This window comes from Streptomyces sp. NPDC054961 (assembly GCF_053609145.1).
In genome coordinates, this window is sequence record NZ_JBSGWY010000019.1 from 122,759 (window position 1) to 143,409 (window position 20,651).

The 20,651-nt window shown below is 70.9% G+C and carries 16 protein-coding genes and 1 tRNA gene; 8 read left to right on the forward strand and 9 right to left on the reverse strand.

Features of this window, described 5'->3' with window-relative positions:
* The first annotated feature begins 217 nt into the window (after positions 1-217).
* Positions 218-291, forward strand: a tRNA-Asp gene (locus tag ACWF9Z_RS19045).
* A 126-nt stretch (positions 292-417) separates the two neighbouring features.
* Here ACWF9Z_RS19045 and lgt read toward each other — a convergent pair.
* Together lgt and ACWF9Z_RS19055 are read right to left on the reverse strand one after the other, a co-directional pair.
* Entirely contained in the window at positions 418-1,293 is an 876-nt protein-coding gene (lgt, locus tag ACWF9Z_RS19050; protein WP_453603539.1) for a prolipoprotein diacylglyceryl transferase, read from the reverse strand.
* A 197-nt stretch (positions 1,294-1,490) separates the two neighbouring features.
* Positions 1,491-2,042, reverse strand: coding sequence for a TetR/AcrR family transcriptional regulator (locus tag ACWF9Z_RS19055; RefSeq protein ID WP_453603511.1), 552 nt, complete (start codon positions 2,040-2,042; stop codon positions 1,491-1,493).
* A gap of 696 nt (positions 2,043-2,738) precedes the next feature.
* Between ACWF9Z_RS19055 and ACWF9Z_RS19060 the strand changes: the two genes are divergently transcribed.
* Together ACWF9Z_RS19060 and ACWF9Z_RS19065 are read left to right on the forward strand one after the other, a co-directional pair.
* Complete coding sequence (locus ACWF9Z_RS19060; protein ID WP_453603513.1) at positions 2,739-3,653, forward strand: phosphatidylinositol-specific phospholipase C; 915 nt, start codon at positions 2,739-2,741, stop codon at positions 3,651-3,653.
* Positions 3,654-3,812: 159 nt separating this feature from the next.
* The gene (locus ACWF9Z_RS19065; protein WP_453603515.1) at positions 3,813-5,462 is read left to right on the forward strand and encodes a pentapeptide repeat-containing protein; all 1,650 of its coding nucleotides are present in this window, start codon (positions 3,813-3,815) and stop codon (positions 5,460-5,462) included.
* Positions 5,463-5,634: 172 nt separating this feature from the next.
* On the opposite strand, the gene ACWF9Z_RS19070 is transcribed toward ACWF9Z_RS19065, so the two are convergent.
* The 5 genes from ACWF9Z_RS19070 to ACWF9Z_RS19090 form a co-directional block, all read right to left on the reverse strand.
* The gene (locus ACWF9Z_RS19070) at positions 5,635-6,441 is read right to left on the reverse strand and encodes an SDR family NAD(P)-dependent oxidoreductase (protein WP_453603517.1); all 807 of its coding nucleotides are present in this window, start codon (positions 6,439-6,441) and stop codon (positions 5,635-5,637) included.
* Positions 6,442-6,591: 150 nt separating this feature from the next.
* On the reverse strand, positions 6,592-8,367 hold the full coding sequence (locus ACWF9Z_RS19075) for an FG-GAP repeat domain-containing protein (RefSeq protein ID WP_453603518.1): 1,776 nt from the start codon (positions 8,365-8,367) through the stop codon (positions 6,592-6,594).
* A 324-nt stretch (positions 8,368-8,691) separates the two neighbouring features.
* The gene (locus tag ACWF9Z_RS19080; protein WP_453603519.1) at positions 8,692-9,558 is read right to left on the reverse strand and encodes an SDR family oxidoreductase; all 867 of its coding nucleotides are present in this window, start codon (positions 9,556-9,558) and stop codon (positions 8,692-8,694) included.
* An 85-nt stretch (positions 9,559-9,643) separates the two neighbouring features.
* Complete coding sequence (locus ACWF9Z_RS19085; RefSeq protein WP_453603520.1) at positions 9,644-10,150, reverse strand: hypothetical protein; 507 nt, start codon at positions 10,148-10,150, stop codon at positions 9,644-9,646.
* Between the two features lie 188 nt (positions 10,151-10,338).
* On the reverse strand, positions 10,339-10,857 hold the full coding sequence (locus ACWF9Z_RS19090; RefSeq protein ID WP_453603522.1) for a MarR family winged helix-turn-helix transcriptional regulator: 519 nt from the start codon (positions 10,855-10,857) through the stop codon (positions 10,339-10,341).
* Between the two features lie 279 nt (positions 10,858-11,136).
* Between ACWF9Z_RS19090 and ACWF9Z_RS19095 the strand changes: the two genes are divergently transcribed.
* Positions 11,137-11,841: a hypothetical protein gene (locus ACWF9Z_RS19095; protein WP_453603524.1), complete on the forward strand. Its 705-nt coding sequence runs from the start codon at positions 11,137-11,139 to the stop codon at positions 11,839-11,841.
* Here the strand turns inward: ACWF9Z_RS19095 and ACWF9Z_RS19100 are convergent.
* Positions 11,818-12,867, reverse strand: a complete 1,050-nt coding sequence (locus ACWF9Z_RS19100) for a helix-turn-helix domain-containing protein (RefSeq protein WP_453603526.1) — start codon at positions 12,865-12,867, stop codon at positions 11,818-11,820. The two genes, ACWF9Z_RS19095 and ACWF9Z_RS19100, sit on opposite strands and share 24 nt — an antisense overlap.
* Before the next feature lie 199 nt (positions 12,868-13,066).
* Between ACWF9Z_RS19100 and ACWF9Z_RS19105 the strand changes: the two genes are divergently transcribed.
* The 3 genes from ACWF9Z_RS19105 (at position 13,067) to ACWF9Z_RS19115 (ending at position 17,391) form a co-directional block, all read left to right on the forward strand.
* A complete protein-coding gene (locus ACWF9Z_RS19105; protein ID WP_453603528.1) occupies positions 13,067-13,570 on the forward strand; it encodes a hypothetical protein in 504 nt (167 codons plus the stop codon).
* Positions 13,570-14,589, forward strand: a complete 1,020-nt coding sequence (locus ACWF9Z_RS19110; protein WP_453603529.1) for a polyphosphate kinase 2 family protein — start codon at positions 13,570-13,572, stop codon at positions 14,587-14,589. The genes ACWF9Z_RS19105 and ACWF9Z_RS19110 overlap by 1 nt, the downstream gene beginning before the upstream one ends.
* Positions 14,590-14,652: 63 nt before the next feature.
* Positions 14,653-17,391 carry a cation-translocating P-type ATPase gene (locus tag ACWF9Z_RS19115; RefSeq protein WP_453603531.1) on the forward strand — a complete coding sequence of 913 codons (2,739 nt, stop codon included), beginning with the start codon at positions 14,653-14,655 and terminating at the stop codon, positions 17,389-17,391.
* Between the two features lie 116 nt (positions 17,392-17,507).
* Here the strand turns inward: ACWF9Z_RS19115 and ACWF9Z_RS19120 are convergent, their stop codons facing one another.
* Positions 17,508-18,848 carry a diacylglycerol/lipid kinase family protein gene (locus ACWF9Z_RS19120; protein ID WP_453603533.1) on the reverse strand — a complete coding sequence of 447 codons (1,341 nt, stop codon included), beginning with the start codon at positions 18,846-18,848 and terminating at the stop codon, positions 17,508-17,510.
* Between the two features lie 1,364 nt (positions 18,849-20,212).
* On the opposite strand from ACWF9Z_RS19120, the gene ACWF9Z_RS19125 reads away from it, so the two are divergent.
* Positions 20,213-20,425, forward strand: coding sequence for a hypothetical protein (locus ACWF9Z_RS19125; RefSeq protein ID WP_453603534.1), 213 nt, complete (start codon positions 20,213-20,215; stop codon positions 20,423-20,425).
* The last annotated feature ends 226 nt before the right edge of the window (positions 20,426-20,651 follow it).

Below are 20,651 nucleotides of genomic sequence, written 5' to 3' on the forward strand. Positions count from 1 at the left end.
GTTCCCGCTCGCGTGCCAGCGAGGAACCGCATCGCGCCAAGCCAGGGCTTGGCCTACGCAGCTGCGCTTCACCGTGTTTTCCGGGGCTGTTGTAGCAGCGACATGCCAGCCTGGTTGCGACCCCCACCGCGGGCTGCACCCTGCCTCAGCGCGGGCAGGCGTCAATAAGGAGGGGCTTCGTGCAAGCGCGCGGCGTAGGCTGTCCACGCCGCGACGGGGGCAGGTAGCGCAGAGGTAGACGCGCCCTCTTGTCAGGAGGGGATGACGCCGGTTCGAATCCGGCCCTGCCCCCGCCGCGTGCAACCAGAGGCGGCGTTCGATCCGGCGGGTTCACGAGGACATCGAACACATGCCATGCGTGGAGCTTGCATCCACACCGCTTCTTGGCCCGAACTGGTCCTTGGCGAGCCTCACGTGTCACCGGTCGTCGCTGTCTCCTGTCTTGCTCACCCTCTCGTTGCTGACCCCGTCCTTGGGGCGCGACACGTCCTCGATGCCCGGGTGGCGGCGCGCCGATATGACGAGGCAGGTGATGGCGCCCAGGAAAACCACGACGGAGGTCCAGCCGTTCAGGCGCAGGCCGAGGAACGTGTGGGACGCGTCGATGCGCAGGTACTCGGTCCAGAACCGGCCGACCGTATAGGCGGCGACGTACAGGGCGAAGGCCCTTCCGTGACCGAGCGTGAACCGGCGCGCCGCCCAGAGGACCAGTGCGGCGACGCCGATGTTCCAGAGGGACTCGTAGAGGAAGGTGGGGTGGTATGCGGTGATGTCGAGCATGTCGGCCGGACGGTGCGCGCGGTCGATCTGCAGGCCCCAGGGGAGGGTGGTGGGGCGGCCGTAGAGTTCCTGGTTGAACCAGTTGCCCCAACGGCCGATCGCCTGCGCCAGGGCTATGCCAGGGGCGACGGCGTCCGCGTAGGCGGGGAAGGGGATGCGGTGGCGACGGCAGCCGATCCACGCGCCGACTCCGCCCAGGGCGATGGCGCCCCAAATGCCGAGCCCGCCCTCCCACATGTACAGGGCTCGGATCGGCTCGCCGTGTTCGCCGAAGTACGCGTCGGGGCTGGTGATCACGTGGTAGATGCGCCCGCCCGCGAGACCGAACGGCACTGCCCACAGCGTGACGTCCGCGATGACGCCCTGCTCCCCTCCCCGTGCGACCCAGCGCCGGTTGCCGAGCCAGACGGCGACGAACACGCCCAGGATGATGCAGAAGGCGTACGCCCTCAACGGAACCGGGCCGAGGTGCAGGACCCCGGTCGAAGGACTGGGAAGGTAGGCGATGTTCATGTTCATCGTTGCTCCGTAGGAGTCTCAGACAAGCGGGGCTGGTAGGCATCTGAGCGGTGAGGCGTGCACCGCGTGGCTTCCTGCCCCCCTGGATCAGAGGGTGACTGGTGATACGGCGGCTGGTGACGGCACCGCGGCGTGTGTGGACCCGGCGGCGCCGGCGGGGTTGCCGGCACCAGGCTCCTTGGCGATTGCGGTCACGCGGCGCCTTCCCCGGTCTTGTTCCGCCGGATGGCCTGGGCGAACGCCTCACAGCCGGTGCGCCATGCGGCGTCGAGGTCTGCGCCGGGCGGGAAACGCCCCTCGAGTTCGAGCACGACCATGCCGTGCGCGAATGCCCAGAACGAACGCGCGATGTCGATGTCTCCGTCCACCGCGTGGGCCAGCGGCGTCGCCGCGCGGTCTTCGAGTCCCTCCGGGAGAGAGGTGCGCGCGAGCGGCCGACTATGAGTGATGCGGTAGAGGTGCGGGCTGGCGAGAGCATGCCGTCGGTAGGCACGGGCCAGCACAAGCAGGGGCGGTTCTACGCCGATCTCGGCTTCGGCGGACTCCAGTTCCTCCGCCAGTTGCGTCATCCCCTGCGCCTGGAGCCCGGCCTCGACAGCGGCCTTGTCGGGAAAGTGCTTGTACAGGGAAGGGGCCCGCATGCCAACGCGCTCGGCGATGCGCCGCATCGACAACGCATCCGGCCCTTCGGCGTCGAGCAGTTCCCGCGCGGCGGCCATGATCTGCCGCGCACGGTCAGCCACGGCGAGCCGTCCGAACGATCGCGACGAGGAACACGGGCTCGGCGGCGGTTCGCGGTTGCCCCTCGCTGCCGGCGCCCGCCCATGCCCCGGACGGAAGCGGGGGTGCCTGTGCCGCACCCGGGAGGAGATGGGGCGGGACACTGCCGAACGGGGCACGGCTGGCTGTACCGGTGCTCACTGTGGCCCTCTCCCGGTGCGATCGAACGCCATGGCTAACAGCGTTAGCCGTATGCGGCCTCACCGTATGGCTAACAGCGTTAGCCGTCAAGGCCGGAGCCTGCCGAACTCCGCCCGGCCCGAGCCTGATCCCTCCTCAGGGGGCGGACACCGCCACCCCGATCGGCACCACCTGCGCCACAACGGCCGGCGCGGGCGCCGAGGCTTCGGACTGTTCGGCCGCATGCACAGCGGTGGCGGGGCAAGGCACTCGCCAGGTCATGAAAGAGCGTTAGCGGACGACAGTGAAACGTTAACGGTCCGGTTTACGGTAGGCCTCGGAGGCCGTCCACTGATTTGGAATGTGTGATTCCGTCAAGAAATCCCATCGTGGCCGTACTCATCGGCCGGGACCCCAAACGCATTGCCAGTCCCGCCGATTGATCAGCTCTGGGAGCCGTGAGCCGCACGACCCGTGCGCCCGCAACGGCGGTCAGAGTGCGTTCTTCCCCATGTTTCGACCTGAATCGGAGAACAGGCATGAGCCCTACCCGTCGTAACGTCCTGAAGTGGGCAGCCGGAGCCGGCGGCCTGGCCGCCGGCACCGTGCTCGGCCTCCCGAGTACGGCAACTGCCGCGAGCTGGTCCGCCCGGTCCTGGATGGGGCAACTCTCCAGCAGCCTTCCCGTCACGAAGCTGACGATCCCCGGAACCCACAACAGCTGCGCCAACAGCGGCATCTTCGTCGCCAAGTGCCAGGACTGGGACCTGCTGACGCAGCTCAACAACGGCATCCGCTTTCTCGACATCCGTTTGAACGGATTGCAGGGCTCCCCCAACGAGATGGGCCTCTATCACGGCAACGTATACATGAAAAAGCGGTTCCAAGATGTCCTCAATGACTGCGACTACTTCCTGCGGAGCAATCCGAACGAAGTGATCATCATGCGCATCAAGAATGAGAATGCGGGGGGCCAGGCGCTCGGCGCAGAGGAATTCAGGCGCCGCTTCAACTGGCACCTGGACGATCCGTCGATGCATTTCCGTCCGCTCTTCTGGACCAGGCCCGAGTGGCCCACCCTGGGCCAAGCCCGCGGCAAGGTCGTACTCCTCACCGACTTCAGCCACGACTGGACCGTCCTCAAGTGGGACGACCACTGCAAAATCCAGGACAAGTACAACGTTCCGGATGATGAGAAGAGGAAGGCGATCGTCGACCAGTTCGACGCGGCGTGGTGGGACCAGACCGCTTCCAAGATGTTCATCAACTTCACCAGCACCGCCAAGGGGCCCATCCCTGACCCCTTCAACGGGGCCCAGCAGATCTTCCCGAGTGTCTACGCGTACCTGGAGCCCAGGAAGGCTGAGCGAGCCCGCTTCGGCATCGTTCCCATGGACTTCCCCAGCTACCGCCCCGATGTCTTGAAGCTCTTGATCGACAAGAACTTCATCTAAAAGCTGCCCGTCTTCCGCCGGTCGACCGGCGGAAGACGGGCAGGACCCGGTGCCGCCGCCCGCAGACCTCTGGCTCGGTCAGGTCACTCGGCGGCCTTCGTCCGTGCTCGGACCCGCAGCACTGCAACCAGGCGTGGGGGCGGGTGAGTCTTTGAGGGAATGAGTCCACATCTTCCCCGGCGCCCGGTCGAACGGCGCGGCCTCCGTCTCTGGAACGTCGGTCTCGTCCTCGTTCTCGCCTTCACCGCCGCGCTCTTAGGGGCGGCCGGTGTCTTCTACACCGGATGGGACCTCCTGGGCGCCCGCAGGCTCAAGTCCGAGACCACCATCGACAGCAAGACCCTCTTCGACCTGGTGAAGCTGTCCTTCGGGGTCGTGGCCGGCGCGGGCGCGCTCGTAGCCCTGGTCGTCGCCTACCGCCGCCAGCGCGTCGACGAGGACGGCGCCCTGCGCGACGCGACCCGCCTGCACAACGAACGCTTCACCACCGCGGTCACCCAGCTCGGCGACCACTCCCCCGCCGTACGCCTCGGCGGCGTCCACGCCCTCGCGGGCCTCGCCGACGATGCCCCCACCCGCGCCCTGCGCCAGACCTGCATCGACGTCCTGTGCGCCTACCTCCGCCTGCCCTACACCGCCGAAAGCGACCTGCCCACCGTCGCTTCCCAGGCCGACGTCACCGAGGCAGCAGCACGGGAAGCCAGGCATGCCTATCTCGCGCTGCGCGAAGTCCGGCACACCGTTATCCGCCTCGTTCGCGACCACCTCCGGCTGCCCGTGGACGACGCGCACACGTGGCAGGGCCACGACTTCGACTTCACCCATGTCACCTTCGACGGCGGAGACTTCTCCGACGCGGAATTCTCCAGCGGTTCGATCCATTTCGACGGGGCGGTGTTCTCCGGCGACCTGGTCAATTTCAGCGGGGCGGTGTTCTCCGGCAGCACGGTCGGCTTCAGCCGGGCGGTGTTCTCGGGCGGTACGGTCCACTTCGGTGGAGCGGTGTTCTCCGGCGGCACGGTCAACTTCAGCCGGGCGGTGTTCTCCAGCAGCACGGTCCACTTCAGCCGGGCGGTGTTCTCGGGCGGTACGGTCCACTTCGGTGGAGCGGTGTTCTCCGGCGGCACGGTCCACTTCGACGGGGGGCTGTTCTCCGGCGCCGCGGTCGGCTTCGGCGCGGCGGAGTTCTCCGGCGGCACGGTCCGCTTCGACGGGGCGGAGTTCTCCGGCGGCACGGTCGGCTTTCGCCGGGCGGAGTTCTCCGGCGGCACGGTGCACTTCGACGAGGCGACGTTCTCCGGCGACCGGGTCGACTTCAGCCGGGCGGAGTTCTCCGGCGGCAGGGTCAGCTTCGGTGGAGCGGTGTTCTGCGGCGGCACGGTCAGCTTCGGCGGAGCGGTGTTCTACGGCGGCACGGTCAGCTTCGGCACGGCGGTGTTCTCCGGCGGTACGGTCCACTTCGGCGGGGCGGAGTTCTCCCGCGGCACGGTGGGCTTCTCCAGGGCGACGTTCTCCGGCGGCAGGGTCCACTTCAGCGCGGCGGATTTCTCCGGCAGCGTGGTCCGGTTCGGCCACGCGGTTCTCGCCTCTGGCGAGGTCGACTTCGGCGGGGCAACGTTCTCCGACGGCGAGGTCGATTTCGACGGGGCGACGTTCTCCGGCAGTGCGGTCGGCTTCGGCGGGGTGACCTTGTCCGGCGGCACGGTCAATTTCGCGCATGCTGAGGGCATCTCGCCCTTTCCTCCTCCGAGGACCTCTCCGCCGGCTGGACTTCTCCTCCCTGCGGCATGGCTTCACCCGAGTCCGTGATCCCTCCGCGGGACCGTTCCATGGGCGGTGGCTCGTAGCCGCCGAGCTGATCGTCCCTCCGCGGTCCCGAGGCGCCGGCCCCGGATCCCGTCGGCCGAGCAGGCCCGCCCGATCCGTGCCGCGAGGGTTCGCGCGTCAGCGCGACGGCACTGCGCCGTGTCGGACGGCTGGCTCATGTACGCAGGTACGAGGCCCCGTTGAGGTCCAGGACCGTCCCCGAAGCCCATTCGGCGGCCGGTGAGGCCAGCCAGAGGACGGCCGCCGCGATCTCGTCCGCCGATGCCACGCGTCCGAAGGGGCTCTGGGCGCGGATCGCCTCGCCCTGTGCCCCGCTCAGCCGGTGCGCGACCCGCTCGGTCTCGAAGAAGCCGGGGGCGACGGAGGCGACTCCGATTCCGTACGCGGCAAGGTGCACGGCGAGGGACTGGCCCAGCGCGTGGACCGCGGCTTTCGTCGCCCCGTACGCCGGGTGGTCGGGCTCGCCGCGGAAGGCCCCGCGCGAGCCGACGTTGACGATCCGGCCGCCGCCGCCCTGCTCGATCATCCGGCGAGCCGCGAGGTGGCTGAGGTTGGCCGTCGCCAGGAGGTTGACCGTCACATGGCTCTGCCAGGCGGCCGCCCACTCTTCGTACGAGGTGGTCGCGAGCGGATGCGGCAGGTTCACAGCGGCGTTGTTCACGAGCACGTCCAGTCCGCCGAGCCCTGCCGCCGCCTCCTCGGCGACCGCTTGCGCACCGTCGGGCGTCGACAGGTCGCCCCCGGCGAGCACGTGCCCCGTACCCGCGAGGGAAGCGAGTGTCTTCTCGGCTTCCCCGCGCCGCGAGCCGAAGTGCACGGCTACCCGATCGCCGTTGGCGGCGAACGCCTGAGCGAGCGCACGGCCCAGTCCCCGCGACGCGCCGCTGACGAGCACACGACGGCCGCTGGGCGGGAAGGGCTGCGAGCCGGGGGCGGTGGTCAAGGACTCCACGGTAGTCATGTTGATCATGATGCCACTTGGCGTGTGCGGGACAAGGGGCGCTCCCGCACGACGAGGGCCGCGGCGGACGCGGGCCCGGCCGTCGGCTGGTGCCGGTGGACGGGCCCGCGCCCTCGCTCGCGCGAACAGGCCGCCGCGCGGCCGCGGGACTCAGATCATGTTCTTGTACACGTTCCAGCCGGAGCCGAACTTCACCCGGGCGCTGAAGGTCGCGGTGCCGGCGTTGCCCGTCGAGGTGTACAGGTACATTTCGCCGTTCGGGAGGCGGGCGAGCACATCGCCCTTGCTGTCGCCGTCGATGTCACCCGGCACGACCAGCATGTCGTACACGTTCCAGCCGGTGGCGACCTGCTCCCGGGCGGCGAACGGCGCGGTGGACGACCCCGTGCCCTTGTAGAGGAACAGCCTGCCGGAGGTGTCCCGGGCGAGCACGTCGGGCCGCCCGTCGCCGGAGTAGTCGCCGGCGCCGACGAGCGCGTTGTAGGCGTTCCAGCCGGTGCCGACCTGGATGCGCGCGCCGAGCTTGGTGGACACCGCGCCGTCGCCGGGGTGCAGCCACAGGACGCCCGCGGAGTCGCGGCTGAGCAGGTCGCCCTTGCCGTCACCGGTGAGGTCGCCGGGGCCGGCCATCAGGTTGTAGTTCCATGTCGTGCTGACCTTCTGGCCGCGGATGTACAGGTCGCTGCCGATGTTCTGCACGTAGCTGGCGTGGTTGTGGCTGTTGAGTGCGGTGGCGTACGTGGTGCGGGACCCGGGCGTCTCGGTGCCGGCGTTGGTCGGCGGCGTCAGGTAGCCGCCGTTGGCCAGGGCGTAGTACTTGACCAGGGTGTTGTCAGTCTGGGTCATCAGGTTCTGACCCTTGCCGTAGAGCTGCGTGGTGCCTGCGCCGACGATGAACTTGTTGCGTTCGTAGCCACTGCCGAAGTACGCGGGCGCGGCGAACCGGCCTCCGCCGATCGACTTGTAGTAGTACTGCAAGCCGTCGCGGTTGCGGGCCAGCAGGTCGCTCATGCCGTCGCCGTCGACATCGTCCACCCCGCTGATCACGTTGTACGCGTTCCAGCCGGTGCCCACCTTGACGCGGGCCTTGAGCGGGGCGGTGGCGCTGCCGGATCCCTTGTGGAACCACAGCTCGCCGGTCAGGGTGCGGGTGAGGACGTCGCCGATGCCGTCGCCGTCGACGTCGCTGGCACCGACGAGCTGATCGTAGACACCCCAGCCCGAACCGACCTTGGCCCGCGCGTTGAAGGGCTTGCTGACCGTTCCCGTCCCCGTGTAGAGCCACAGGTCGCCGGCGTGGTCGCGGGCCAGCAGGTCGGGATGGTGGTCTCCGGTGATGTCCCCGGTGGCGATGAGGCGGTTGTACTTCTGCCAGCCGCCGCCGGACCACAGGGGCGCCGAAGTGGACGTCAGACCGGCCTCATAGAGCGTGAGGACGCCGTCGAAGGAGAGGGAGAGCAGCTCGGGCTTGGTCGTGCCGCCCACGTCGCCCACCGGCAGCAGGTCCTTGAACGAGGCCTCGGGGTCGGTCTTGTAGACCGCGTACTCGCTCCAGTCCGAGATCGAGGACAGGAAGACGGCCGTGCTCTGGTCGTACTCCATGACGATCATGTCGCTGAGGCCGTCGCCGTCGACGTCATGGCGCGGCGGGGCCGCGGCAGCCGCCCCCGCGAGGGGCGTGGCGCGGCCGGGCACGACGACGGTCGGGTGCCCGCCGTCGCGGCGCGGCGCGGCATCGGGGTCCGGCTCCGGCTCCTGTGCCGGGGCGGCCGCGGGGCCCGCGAGGGCGGAGGCGGCTGCGAGGGGCTGCGGGGCGGCGGTGATCGGAGCGGCGGTGCTCGGAGCGGCCGAGAAGGCGCCGGCGGCCAGGGCGAGTACGCCCCCGGCGGCCAGGGTGCGCAGTCGTCCGCGGTGCGATGAAGTCAAGATCCCCCCTGAGGATCGAGCCGGGGCATGCCCGGACACGTCTTGCTGTGTACTCGCAAGACACACATCCATGCGTGAACGGTTCCCCCCGCTTCCGTACGGCGCATCGCGTCACTCCGGCCACGCACATGAGGCCGCCTCGCATCGACTCCCCTTCATAGATGGATAGTTGGCGCGTCGCGATCGTTCGCGCCGGCCGGGAGGGGGCGGTCCGGCCCTCGTGCGTGGACCACCCCCCGGCTCCCACCGCCGGGCCGATGACTGGTCATCCGCCGTGTGCGGCGGGACGGTTCGCCGGGTCGCGACCGGGCTCGGGGCGGCGTCCTACCGGCGGAAGTGGGCGCGGTGTTCGTGGAGGAAGGCGTCGAGGGTGCGGGGCGGGCGGCCGAGGATGTCGACGACGGTGGTGGTGGGGGTTTCGGGTCGGGTGAGGGAGAGCCGCTGGATCTCCGTCACGTGGTCGGCGAGCCAGGTGGGCATGTGGGCGTTGCGGATGAGGTGGTCGCGCAGTTCGTCCGGAGTGAGGTTGACATAGCGGATCTGATGGCCGGCCAGGGTGGACAGTCGTGAGGCGAGCGTGGGGTAGGAAACGGCTTCGGGTCCGGTCAGGGTGTAGGTGCCGCCGGCGATGCCGGGCCTGGTGAGGGCGGCGGCGGCGACGTCGCCGATGTCGCGGCAGTCGATGTAGTTGCAGGGCGCGTCGCCCGTCGTGCCGAGGATGACGCCCTGGGCGACGGTGGGGGCCAGGCGCAGGAGGTTCTGCGTGAACGCGTAGGGGCGCAGGATGGTGTGGGTGAGGCCGCTGGCGCGCAGGTGTTCCTCGATGGCGTGGTGTCCGCGGGAGATGGCGACCGGGGAGTCGGGTTCGGCGGCGGGCGCGGAGATCTTGACGATGTGCCCGATGCCGGCGTGAGCGGCGATGTCGATGACGCGGGTTTCGAGTTCGACCTGCGCGGGGCTGTTGGCCATGGCGAGGAAGAGCTGGCCGGCGCCCTTGAAGGCGGTGCGCAGGGAGTGGGGGTCGGTGGCGTCGGCGTACTGGACCTCGACGGGCGGTTGGTGCGCGCCGGTGATGCCGGGGATCGGCCTGTGCGGGGTGCGGGTCAGTGCGCGGACGGGGGTGCCGAGTGCGAGGAGGCTGTGGAGCAGGGCGTTCCCGGTTGCTCCGGTCGCTCCCATGACAACGATCATCGTGTGCTCATTCCTTGGTGACTTCCCGGCGGCGGGCGCCGCCGGGGTGGGCCCGGTCGGGCTCGGGCTCGTGGGGCGGGTGAGGCTAGGCCGTCTCTTTCGGATCGTGCCGGGCCGGGGATGCCGTGACGGCGCCGCGCCAGCGCAGGGTGACGATGACGGCGGCGAGGGCCGCGGAGACGGGCAGGTCGATGCGCAGGCGCTCCAGCCAGGGGGTGGCGGGGACGGGGGTATGGGCGGGTAGCCAGGAGGCGGCGAACCATCCCATCAGGGCCGCCGCGCCGGCGGCGGTGATGACGAGCGCGGCGGTCAGGACGACGCGCGGCGTGGTGGTGGTCCACCGTCGGGGCTGCCCGCCGTGCTGGAGCCAGACGCCGACCAGGAAGGCCACCACGGCGGAGGTGCCGGCGATGGAGGTGCAGGCGGCCACGGTCAGATCCCGCTGGCCGGTGACGACTCCGCCGGCGCCGGCCATCAGCGCGGGGGCGACGTAGGCGGTCAGTACCTCGCGCCACAGGCTGAACGGCCGGGGCGGCCGGGGCGGCCGGGGCGCTGCTCGGTTTCGGCTGGTTCTGTCCTTCGTTGCGGGCATGCTGGCCTCTTTCTCGTTCGTGTGGGGGAAGCGGAGGTGCGCAGCGGGGGGTGCCAGGGCTGCTTCGCCAATGTAATTAGGCAGCTAACTATTACGTCAAAAAAAGGGGCCTCCCCGGAGGGCGCGTGGGCGCGGAGGGCACGGAGTACGCGGAGCCGGGCGCCGGGAGTCGGGAGTCGGGAGTCGGATCAGTCGGCCGCCAGGGCCTCGCTGCCGCGCACGACACGAGCGAGCAGATCCAGGAACACCGCACGCTCGTCGACGGAAAGCCCGCTCACCATCGCCTCGAGCCGCCCGAAATGCTCGGACGCCATGTCACGCAGGCGCTGGGCCCCGCGGGCGGTCAGGACGGCCACCGTGCCCCGGCCGTCCTCCGTGGACGGGCGGCGGGCGATCAGGCCTTCGCGCTCGAGGCCGTCCAGCAGGCCCGTGACCGTGGCCCTGGAGACACCGAGGTCGACCGCGAGGCGCGAGGGGGATTTCTCCCCGCCGTGGTCTTCGAGGTCGGCGAGCAGGCGGTAGCGCCCCGTCGACAGGCCGAACCTGGCGAAGTGGGCCTCGGCCGCCCGGCCGACCCTCGCGCCCGCCGAAATCAGCCGCACCGCGACCAGCACCGCCTGCGGGTCGACCTCCAGTCCGTAGTGCTCGACCTGCCGCCTGGCCTGGTCCAGCGTGGGCGCCTCGCCGTCGGTGCCGTCCCTCGTCATGGAAGTAATATGGCGGCTAATCACTTGGGCTGTCAAGGCGGCCGGGCGGCGTTTCAGGTCTCCTCCTGCGAGTCGAGTACCTCTCACCCCTTCCCGCGCCGACCCGTTCTGTGCGGTCAGCCGATCCGGAGCCTCGAACGGCACTGCCTGGAGGAGGAACGGGCTTCGGCCCGTGCACGCGATGCCAAGCATGTCTGCGCTCCAAGCCGAGGACCCTCGGGCCGGGCCCGGCCCATAGTGAGGCATCGATCGCAGCACCTCACGAGGGGGACCTGGAACGTGAAGATCAAAACTGGGTTACGGGCGGCCGGCGTGCTGGCTGTTGCCGGAGTGTCGCTGGTGGCGACATCGACCGCAGCGCAGGCGCACTACGTGTACGAGAAGCAGATCACGTACGTGGAGATCCCCGAGATCTCGGACACGCCCGTGTGCACGGAAGGACGTTCCGAGGTCAGCCACGGCAATGGCGGCGGATTCTCGAAGTCGACGGTGTACTCCTGGACGAAGGACTTCGATCACCTGGTGCGCTGCGGCTGGGAGCGTGACGTCCCGGCCGGGTGGATGGCTTCGCTCGAGCAGATCTGGAAGTGGAACGGGATGGAGTGGACCGTCTGCTTCCCGACCGACTGGCGGTTCAACAATTCCACGGAGGCGAAGGGCGACTTCTCCCTGTACTGGAACATCCCCTGCGGACCCGGCTACTACGGGGTCACCTCGAACGGGTACGTGTGGGATGAAGAGTTCGACGAGTGGCGCGGCGGGTCCGTGTGGTCGGGCTTCCACGAGCTGCCTGCCGGCGGCTTCACCGGATCGGGCACCGCGGTCCCGAAGACGCCGAAGTGGGTCCAGAGCAACGGCGTGGTCGACGTGAGCAAGGTTCCGGCCACGGTGGGAACCAACACCCCCGGCGCTGTCCAGGACTCCCGGTCACTGTTCGCCCCGCCGCCCGCGGCACCCGCGTCATCGGCTCGGTCTCGTAGTTGAATCCCCGCACGAGGGCCCGGCATCGGCGCGTGCCGATGCCGGTCCCCCGGTCCGTCCGGGGCCGCCCGGCAGCGCCAGGCGGCGGTAGTCGCTGGGCGGCATGCCGTACGCGCGGCGGAAGGCCCGGCTGAAGTCCGCCGGGTGGCGGAAGCCCCAGCGCGCCGCGATCTCGCCGACCCTGGAGTGGCCGAGCCGCGGGTCGACCAGGTCGGCCCGGCTGCGTTCGAGGCGGAGCCTGCGGATCGTAGCGGCGACGGTCTCCGGCTCGTCGCGGAACAGTGCATGGAGCAGCCGTACGGAGATGTGGTGGTGGGCGGCGATGGTGTCCGGGCCGAGCCGCAGGTCGGGCAGGTTGTGGTCGACGAAGGCCCGGATCCTGGCCAGCAGGACCCGGCGACGGGTCTCGGCGGGCAGCGCGCCCGGGCCGCCGGACTGCACGGCGAGGTAGGCGGCGCACAGATCGAGGCCGACGGAGCCGAGGCGGGACAGCTCGGCGGGGTCGGAGCGCTCGGCGTGGGTGCGCAGCCCGGTCAGGTACGAGGCGAGCAGGGCGCCCGAGACGGTGCCAGTGGCGAGCCGGGTGCCGAGGAGCCGGTCGGCGCGGTCCGGGGACAGCGGCAGGGTGCTCCGGGGCACCCGCAGCAGGGAGACGCGGGAGAACCGGCCCTCGTCGAGGAACTCGCAGCTCAACGGGTGCGAGGAGTCGAAGAGCGCCATGTCACCGGCGCGGAGCAGGGCGTTGCTGCGGTTCTGCTCCAGGCCGACCGGGCTGCCGTGGACGAGGAAGAGGAAGTAGTTCTCCGGGTCCGCGCGCCGGATGTGCCCCGCGCCGCGCCGGGCGGACATCGGTGAGAAGGCGAACCCGGACAGCTCGGTATGGGTGAGGTCAAGCGCCGTCGCCGTGCCGCGGAAGCGCTCGACGTACGGGCTGGTGATGGAGACCGGCATCACGAGGTCGCCGACCATGCCCGCCCACGACTCGAAACCGTCCCGCGCGCGGACGCTGACCGTCTGTGCACCCGTCACGAAGCCCCCGCTCCACGATGATGCGTACACGCCCATAGTTGACGGTCGGCAGGCCGTCGGGATAGCGGGGCACCGGCCAACTCCCTTTCATACGTGGCCTGTCTGCGCTCGGTGCGCGACGCGTCTTCGCAAGCATCTTCGCGGCGCAGGCCGCGAGCGCCGGCCTGGACACCGCCCAGGCCAGGAGCCTGCGGAAAGGGTGGACGGCTACCTGGCAAGCACCAAGGGCACCCAGATCGGCGCCAACAAGATCGCCCTGCCCGGCGGCGAGCTGCTGCTCGCGCTGCCCGGCGAGCAGAAGGCTCGCGACCTCGACGCAGCGGCGGTCCCGGGCGACACTGTGGGCACCTGCCGCTCCTCGTACGCGTGCGCGCGTCTGCCACGGCTCAGGGAGCGATCTTGCCGGGTCTACCTGAGAATGAGCGCGAGGGACATCCTGGCGCGATGCCGTGATGTGTGGTGCCACGGTCTGGCGGACGGCCTGCCGCTCGCCCCCGTGCCGTCCGATGGGCCGCCCCGGCCCGTGCGGCGCGCGACACGGCCCGTGGGCGGCGTCGTGCGAGCGGGCGGCGTCGTGCGAGCCGTCCCCCGACTGGCGCGGCGGGACGCACGCGAACGCGTACCCGCCCGTCCAGAACCTGGTGGAGCGGGCGCGGACCTCACTTCCCGTACCCACCAGGACCGGAGAAGGGGTGACGGGTGATGTCGGACGAGCGGGCGAAACGCATCGCGGACTTCATCGGGCCGCTACGGGTGCGACCGGGGTCGAAGGTGGACCTGGAACGGGACTTCGATCCCCGCTACAAGGCCGGTCTGAAGAAGCGGGACGGGGCGGAGCTGCTGCGGGCCGGGGTGTCGTTGCTCGCCGAGTACCAGGAGCGGCTGGCCGCCCAGGACACGTACGGCGTGGTGTTCTGCCTCCAGGCACTCGACGCCGGCGGCAAGGACGGGACGATCCGCCACGTGATGAGCGGCGTCAATCCCCAGGGCGTACGGGTCAGCAGCTTCAAGGTGCCCTCCTCCGAGGAACTCGACCACGACTACTTGTGGCGTTACGCCCAGCGACTGCCCGCCCGCGGCGAGATCGCCCTCTTCAACCGCTCGCACTACGAGGAGGTCCTCGTCGTGCGGGTCCACCCGGAGAACCTCGTGCGGCAGAAGCTGCCGCAGGGCTCCATCGGGCCGGGCGTCTGGGACCGGCGCTACCGGGAGATCAACCGCTGGGAGCGCTATCTCACGGACAACGGGTTCAAGGTGGTGAAGATCTTCCTGAACCTGTCGAAGGAGGAACAGCGCACCCGCTTCCTCAAGCGGATCGACCTGCCGGAGAAGAACTGGAAGTTCTCCGCGGCCGACGTCCGGGAGCGGCGCCGGTGGGACGACTACCAGCTCGCGTTCTCCGAGATGCTGTCGGCCACCAGTACGAAGTGGGCGCCGTGGTACGTCGTGCCGGCGGACCGGAAGTGGTTCGCACGGATCTGCGCGGCGGCGGTGCTGGCGCACACCCTGATCGAGATCGATCCGCGGTTCCCCGACGTGGGGGTCGAGGCCCGGAAGGACCTCCTCGTCACCAAACGGGGGCTGGAGCGGGAGGCCCCGGCCGGGGCCCCGGCCGATCCGTACGCCGACCGGCATCCATCGACGAGCCGGACCGGCGGGCACCGCGGCAAGCCCGAGAAGAAGCGTGGGCACCGCGGCAAGCCCGAGAAGAACCGTGGCTAGCAACCCTCGGGCGGCGCGCGACCGGCCCGGATGCGTCCGCGGCCCCGGATCGGAGGCACAACCATGACGGTGCGGTCGGATTCTGTGGGAGAACAGCCCCGGGCTGCGGGGGAGGGCTGGTACGCGCGCTCTCCCGAGGAGGTCGTGGCGTCCTTCGGCGTCGATCCCGAGGCCGGCCTGTCCGCGGCGCGGGCCGCCGAACTCCTGACCGTGCACGGCCCGAACGCGCTGCCCGACGAGCAGCGGATCCCGGCCTGGCACCGGTTCCTCGCGCAGTACCGCAGTTACATGCAGATCGTCCTTCTGGTCGCGGCGGTCGTCTCTCTGGTCATCCAGGAGTGGACCACCGCGATCCTGCTGCTCGCCCTGACGCTGCTCAACGCCGTCGTGGGCCTGCGGCAGGAGGGCAAGGCCGAGAGCGCGATGAACGCGCTGAAGTCGATGATGAAGGCGACGGCGCGGGTGCGCAGGGACCGCAGGGAGGCCGAGATCCCCGCCGAACAGCTCGTCGTCGGCGACGTCGTGCTCGTCTCCGCCGGGGACCAGGTGCCGGCGGACGGACGTCTCGTCCAGGCCAGCGCCCTGCAGATCGACGAGTCGGCGCTCACCGGCGAGAGCGTTCCCGCGGCGAAGGAGACCGGGCCGCTGCCGGGCAGCCGGCTGTCGCCCGGCGACCAGACCAACATGGCCTTCATGAACACCCCGGTCACCCACGGAAGCGGCCTCATGATCGTCACCGCGACCGGCGCGGAGACCGAGCTCGGCAAGATCTCCGGGATGCTGTCGGCCACCGAGAAGGAGGTGCCGCCGCTCACCAAGGAGCTGGACCGGCTGACCCTGTGGATCACGGGGGCGGCGGGCCTCACCATGATCGTGATGTTCGCGCTGGGACGCCAGCGGGACCAGGCCTGGGACGTCCTGTTCGTCAGCGCGGTCTCGCTGGCCATCGCCGCCATCCCCGAGGCCCTGCCGACCGTGACCCAGGCGATCCTGTCCGTCGGCAGCCTCAACCTGGCGAAGCGGAACGCCATCGTCAAAGAGCTGCCGTCCGTCGAGACGCTGGCGTTCACGTCGGCGATCAACTCGGACAAGACCGGCACCCTCACGATGAACCAGATGACCGCCGTCGAGGTACTGAGCCCCACCGACCGGTACACCGTGTCGGGCACGGGCTACGGGCTCGAAGGGAAGATCCACCACACCGCCGGCTCCGCCACGGGCATCGAGGACGCGATCCTCCCGTACGTGATGGCCAGCGACGCCAAGCTGGTGGACGGCGAGGTGGTGGGCGACCCCACCGAGGGCGCGTTGCTGGTGCTCGCGCACAAGGCGGGCCTGGACACCGACGCCACCAGGGACGCCCTGCCCCGGCTCGCCACCCTCCCGTTCGACCCCGAGTACAAGCTGATGGCCACCTTCCACGCCGCGGCCGATGCCTCCGGGCGGCAGGTCGTACGCTGCTTCGTCAAAGGAGCGGGCCCGGCGGTGATGGCGCGGGCGGCCACCGCGCTCGCGGCGGGCGAAAGCGTCCCGTGGGACGCCGGTCTGCTCGGCCGCGCCGAGGCCGCGAGCGAGCGGATGGGCGGCGAGGGGCGCAGGGTCATGGCCGCGGCCACCCGTGAGCTGGACCCGGCCGGCTTCGATCCCGACGGCGACCTGCTCGCGTACGTCACCGACCTGCGGATGACCAGCCTCGTCGGCATGGTCGATCCGCCCCGGGAAGAGGCAAGGGCCGCCGTGGCCGAGGCGCAGGCTGCGCACATCAGGGTCCGCCTGGTGACCGGGGACGACGTCACCACCGGGGCGGCGATCGCCCGGCAGATCGGCATCCCCGGCGAGGCCCTTCTCGGCGCCGATTTCGCCGCCATGAGCGAGGAGGAGCAGCTCGCCCGCATCGAGGGGATCGGCGTGGTGGGGCGGGTCGCCCCCGAGCACAAAGTGCTGCTCGCGAACACGCTCAAGAAGAAGGGCGAGGTCGTGGCGATGACCGGGGACGGCGTCAACGACGCCCCCGCCATCAAGGCCGCCGACATCGGCATCGCCATGGGCAGCGGCACGGACGTGGCGAAGAACGCCGGGCGCATGATCCTCTCCGACGACAACTTCGCCACCATCGTCTACGCCGTGGAGCAGGGCCGGACGATCTACGACAACCTCACCAAGTACATCCGGTTCGTCCTGCTCCTGCTGGTCACGTTCGTGCTGACGTTCCTCGGAGCGACCGTCTTCAACATCGCCGCCGGTGAGCCGTTCACCCCACCGCAGGTGCTGTGGATCCACTTCGTCGTCAACGCCTCGTTCGGCTTCGCGCTCGGCTTCGACCGGGAGAGCGCGGGACTCATGCGGCGCAGGCCGCGTCCGCGCGGGGAATCGGTGCTCACCCGGCCCGTACTGGTCACCGTCGGGCTGGGCGGGCTGGCGATCACCGTCCTCCTGCTCGGGCTGATCAAGCTCGGAGAAGCCCGCTACGACAGCGTCGCGGTCGGCCAGTCGATCGCGTTCACGGCCTTCTCGCTCTGCCTGGTCGTGGCCGCCTTCGAATGCCGCAGCGAGACGGAATCCGTGCTGACGCCGTCCACGTTCGACAGCAAGCAGATGAACTGGGTCGCCCTGGCCCAGTTCGTGCTCTCCGTGCTGGTGACCCAACTGGACGGCTTCCAGCGCGTCCTCGGGACGACCGAGATCGATGCGCGGCAGTTCGGCTGGGCGCTGCTGGCCGCCTGCGCGCTCCTGCTCGTGTGGGAACTGGGCAAGCTCGTGGCCCGCCGGTCGAGGGCCGGTGCGCGGACGACCGGCCGGTGACCACGCGGTACGACGGCCAGGGGGTCCTCTCCTCTCCCTAGGGTGCCGCTCCCGCCGAGACGTGGACGCCCACCGCTCGACGTCAGGTCCGCTGCCGTCGCCCGGCTCCTGTCCGCTCAGGCGGCGCCGTGTCCCGCCGCGGCCCTCCCCATGGTCAGTGCCAGCTGCCGCACCCGGCGCCAGTCCATCGGGCGCGCGGCACGCGGCACGCCGGGGCGGTGCCGGGGCACGCGCACGCGCAGAGCGCCGGACGCGATGCGGCAGCGCACCGGGACGGCCAGCATCAGGGCCTCGCCGTCGACGCCGACCGGGATGGCGGGGGCATCGGCGTCGACGACGACCTCGCGCGCGGTGACGGTGGTCAGGCCGCGGCCCTGCCCGCCGCGCAGCATGAGCTCCGCCGCCTCGGCGGCGTTCGCGACGTCGACGCTCAGCACGCCCAGCTCGCCGGAGTCCAACCGCTCCCGGTGCCCCAGCCCTGCCGGGTCCCCCCGCTGATAGGGGTTGTTGCTCACCAGCACGGCCTGGGGCCCGTCCAGGGTCACGGAATCCGCACGGACGTCCAGCCGCGAGCCGCTGTGGTGGGTCAGCAGCGCCGGCAGCATTTTCAGGATGGTGCGGGACTTGTCGTCGCGGTAGGCGGGACTCTGCACGACCTCCGCGTACACCCCGAACGAGGCGCCGTTGACGAAGACGCATTCCGGGCCCGGGTCCGCCGGGTCTCCCCCGCGGATGTAGCCGAGGTCGACGCGCAGTTCGACGCCGTCGGTCAGTGCCTCGAGGCACCGGGAAGGATCGTGGCGGTCCAGGCCCAGGTCCATGGCGAAGTGGTTGCGCGTGCCGGCACTGATCACCATGAACGGGACGTCGTACTCCACGGCAACGGCGGCGACCAGGGCCTGGGTACCGTCGCCGCCCGCGACGCCCAGCAGGTCGGCTCCGCCTTCGACGGCCCGCCGGGCCAGTTCGGCCGCGTCCTGGTGTTCGTCCGGATCCAGCACGGCGACCTCGGCACCCAGGTTCCTGGCCCGCTCCGCCAGGCGGAACCTTTCGACCTTTCCGCCGCCCGAGCACGGATTCATGATCAAGAAGGGTCGCTCGGCCCTGATGACGGAACGCTCCGGCATGCCCGGCGCGGCGTCGTCGGCGAGCGCGGCCCTGCCCGCGGAGACGGCCAGTACCCACAGGGCCAGCGAGAGCAGCACGACCCACAGCAGCCCGGCGGCCGCGTACAGGACCAGGACGGCGAGCGGCACGGCGATCACCAACAGCGTGGCCAGCGCCCTGGTGCGGCCGGTGTGGGCGAGCATCCACCAGCCGCCCGCCGCCGTGAGTGCCAGTCCCGCCCACGCCACCCCCAGGAGCAGGAGATTCACGAGCCCTCCGAAGACCACCAGCACCACGAGCGCCGCCAGGCCCGAGGCCAGTGACAGACGTGCAGCCCAGCGCCTTCCCATGGGACCACCTCCGCCGCGTACGCCGGCTGCCGGACAGGTGCCGGGTACCGGGTACCCCTTCAGGCTACGAACGCGGCCCCCGCACGGCACGTCAGCCGCGGCCCGGTGCCGGGCGGGCGCGGTGCGGGACGCGGGTGATCGCCGTAGGCGTGACGCCAGCCGAGGCGGACCGAGGCGGACCCGGAGGGACTTCCCGCTTATCTCGGACTCAGTCACCGAGGCGCGACATCCAGCCAATCACATGACCTACCGCATATATGTGCACACGCTGCATAGCGATGCTCCGGAAGGGGTGACGGCCGCACCTGGTCGTCGCCGAGGGCCGTGGGTGAGGAGCGGGTATGACCGTGGAGGAAGTCGCGTCGACGGAGGGCACCGCGCGGCTGAGGAGCATGCTGCGCGGCCCGACGGCCGCGAGCGAGAACCGGTTCATGCGGGGCCTGCGGCAAGGGCGGGAGCAGGGGCGTGCTCGTCGGAGCGGCGCTGCACGCCGCGGAACGGTCCCGGCTGGGGAAGGCCCCGACCGATCTGGAGCGGGTGCTGCTCAAGGCCTTGGGCGATCTGATGCCGCAGGCGGACGTGCACGCGTCCGGGCAGGAATACCGGTCGGCGGTGGCGGACCTGGGGGCGCTGGGCATCGTGCCGGCCTCCCTCACCTCCAGGCCGCTGACGTCGGGGTACACGCTCGCCGATTTCAACGCGGGCCTGCGGGCCATCGGGCATGAGGCGGTCACGCTGCCCAACGCGGCGATCGTGGATCCCGCCACGCTCGCGGCCGGGCGGCCGATCGACACCGCGGAGTTCACCGAGGGGCTCACCGAGTTCGGGTACGGAGCGACCGTGTTCAACCGCCCGCCGGTACCCCCGGAGGAGCGGGGCAAGCCCGTGCCCGGCTACCGGGCCAAGGTGGAGTTCGACAGCTTCTACGTCCGGCGGGCGGTGGGCGGTGGGCGGTGGGCGACCAGTGGGGCGGCAAGGACGAGATCTACTGGACTGTCGCGGCCGCCTCCGACAAGCACAAGGCCCGCACCTACAAGTCCGGCACGTTCGGCTCGATCAGGAAGGGCGACACCCGCTCGTTCGGCGGAGCCGACCGGGTGGTCTTCGACGGGCAGGCCGGCACGCACCTGGGCCTGCACGTCGCCGCCTGGGAGGCCGACCAGAGCAGCCGGCGAGCGCACCCGTCGCTCTGGGCTGGACCAGCGCCTCGCCCCCCGCACTCACCTCGTACGCCGGCACACTCCACGCCGCGTACATCCGCCCCGGCGACCGCGCCGCCATGTGGAGCGTGCTCGACAACGGCACCTGGTCCGAACCCGGACAGATCGTCTACTACGCCAGCGACTACGCCCCCGGCCCTGGCCGTGTTCAAGGACAAGCTGTACATGGCGCACACCGGGAGGGACGGAGCGGTGTACGTGTGCAGCTACCCGGGCAGCGGAGGGTGGGGCGAGGTCACCCAAGTGCCCCACGCGCACACCGAGCGCGCCCCGAGCCTGACCGTCGACGGCCCGAACGTCCCCGTCGCGGCCCGGACGGTGCGGGTCGCCCTTCCCCCTGCACCGCGGTGCCCGTGAGACGGCTACGCGGCATGCGGCCGGCCGGCCCGCTCCCCCGCCGCCGGGCGGCGGCGCGCCCGCCAGGACGCAGCGAGCCGACGCAGCGTCCCGCGCGTCGGCCCGGCCGGGGGCCACGCCCGGCCCGCGCGGACGGGCAGCCCGGGCCGGGGGGCGGGGGGGGGCGCGGGGGGGCGGGGGGGCGCCCCCGCGCGGGGCGCCGCGCGCGCCGGGGGGGGCGGGCCGC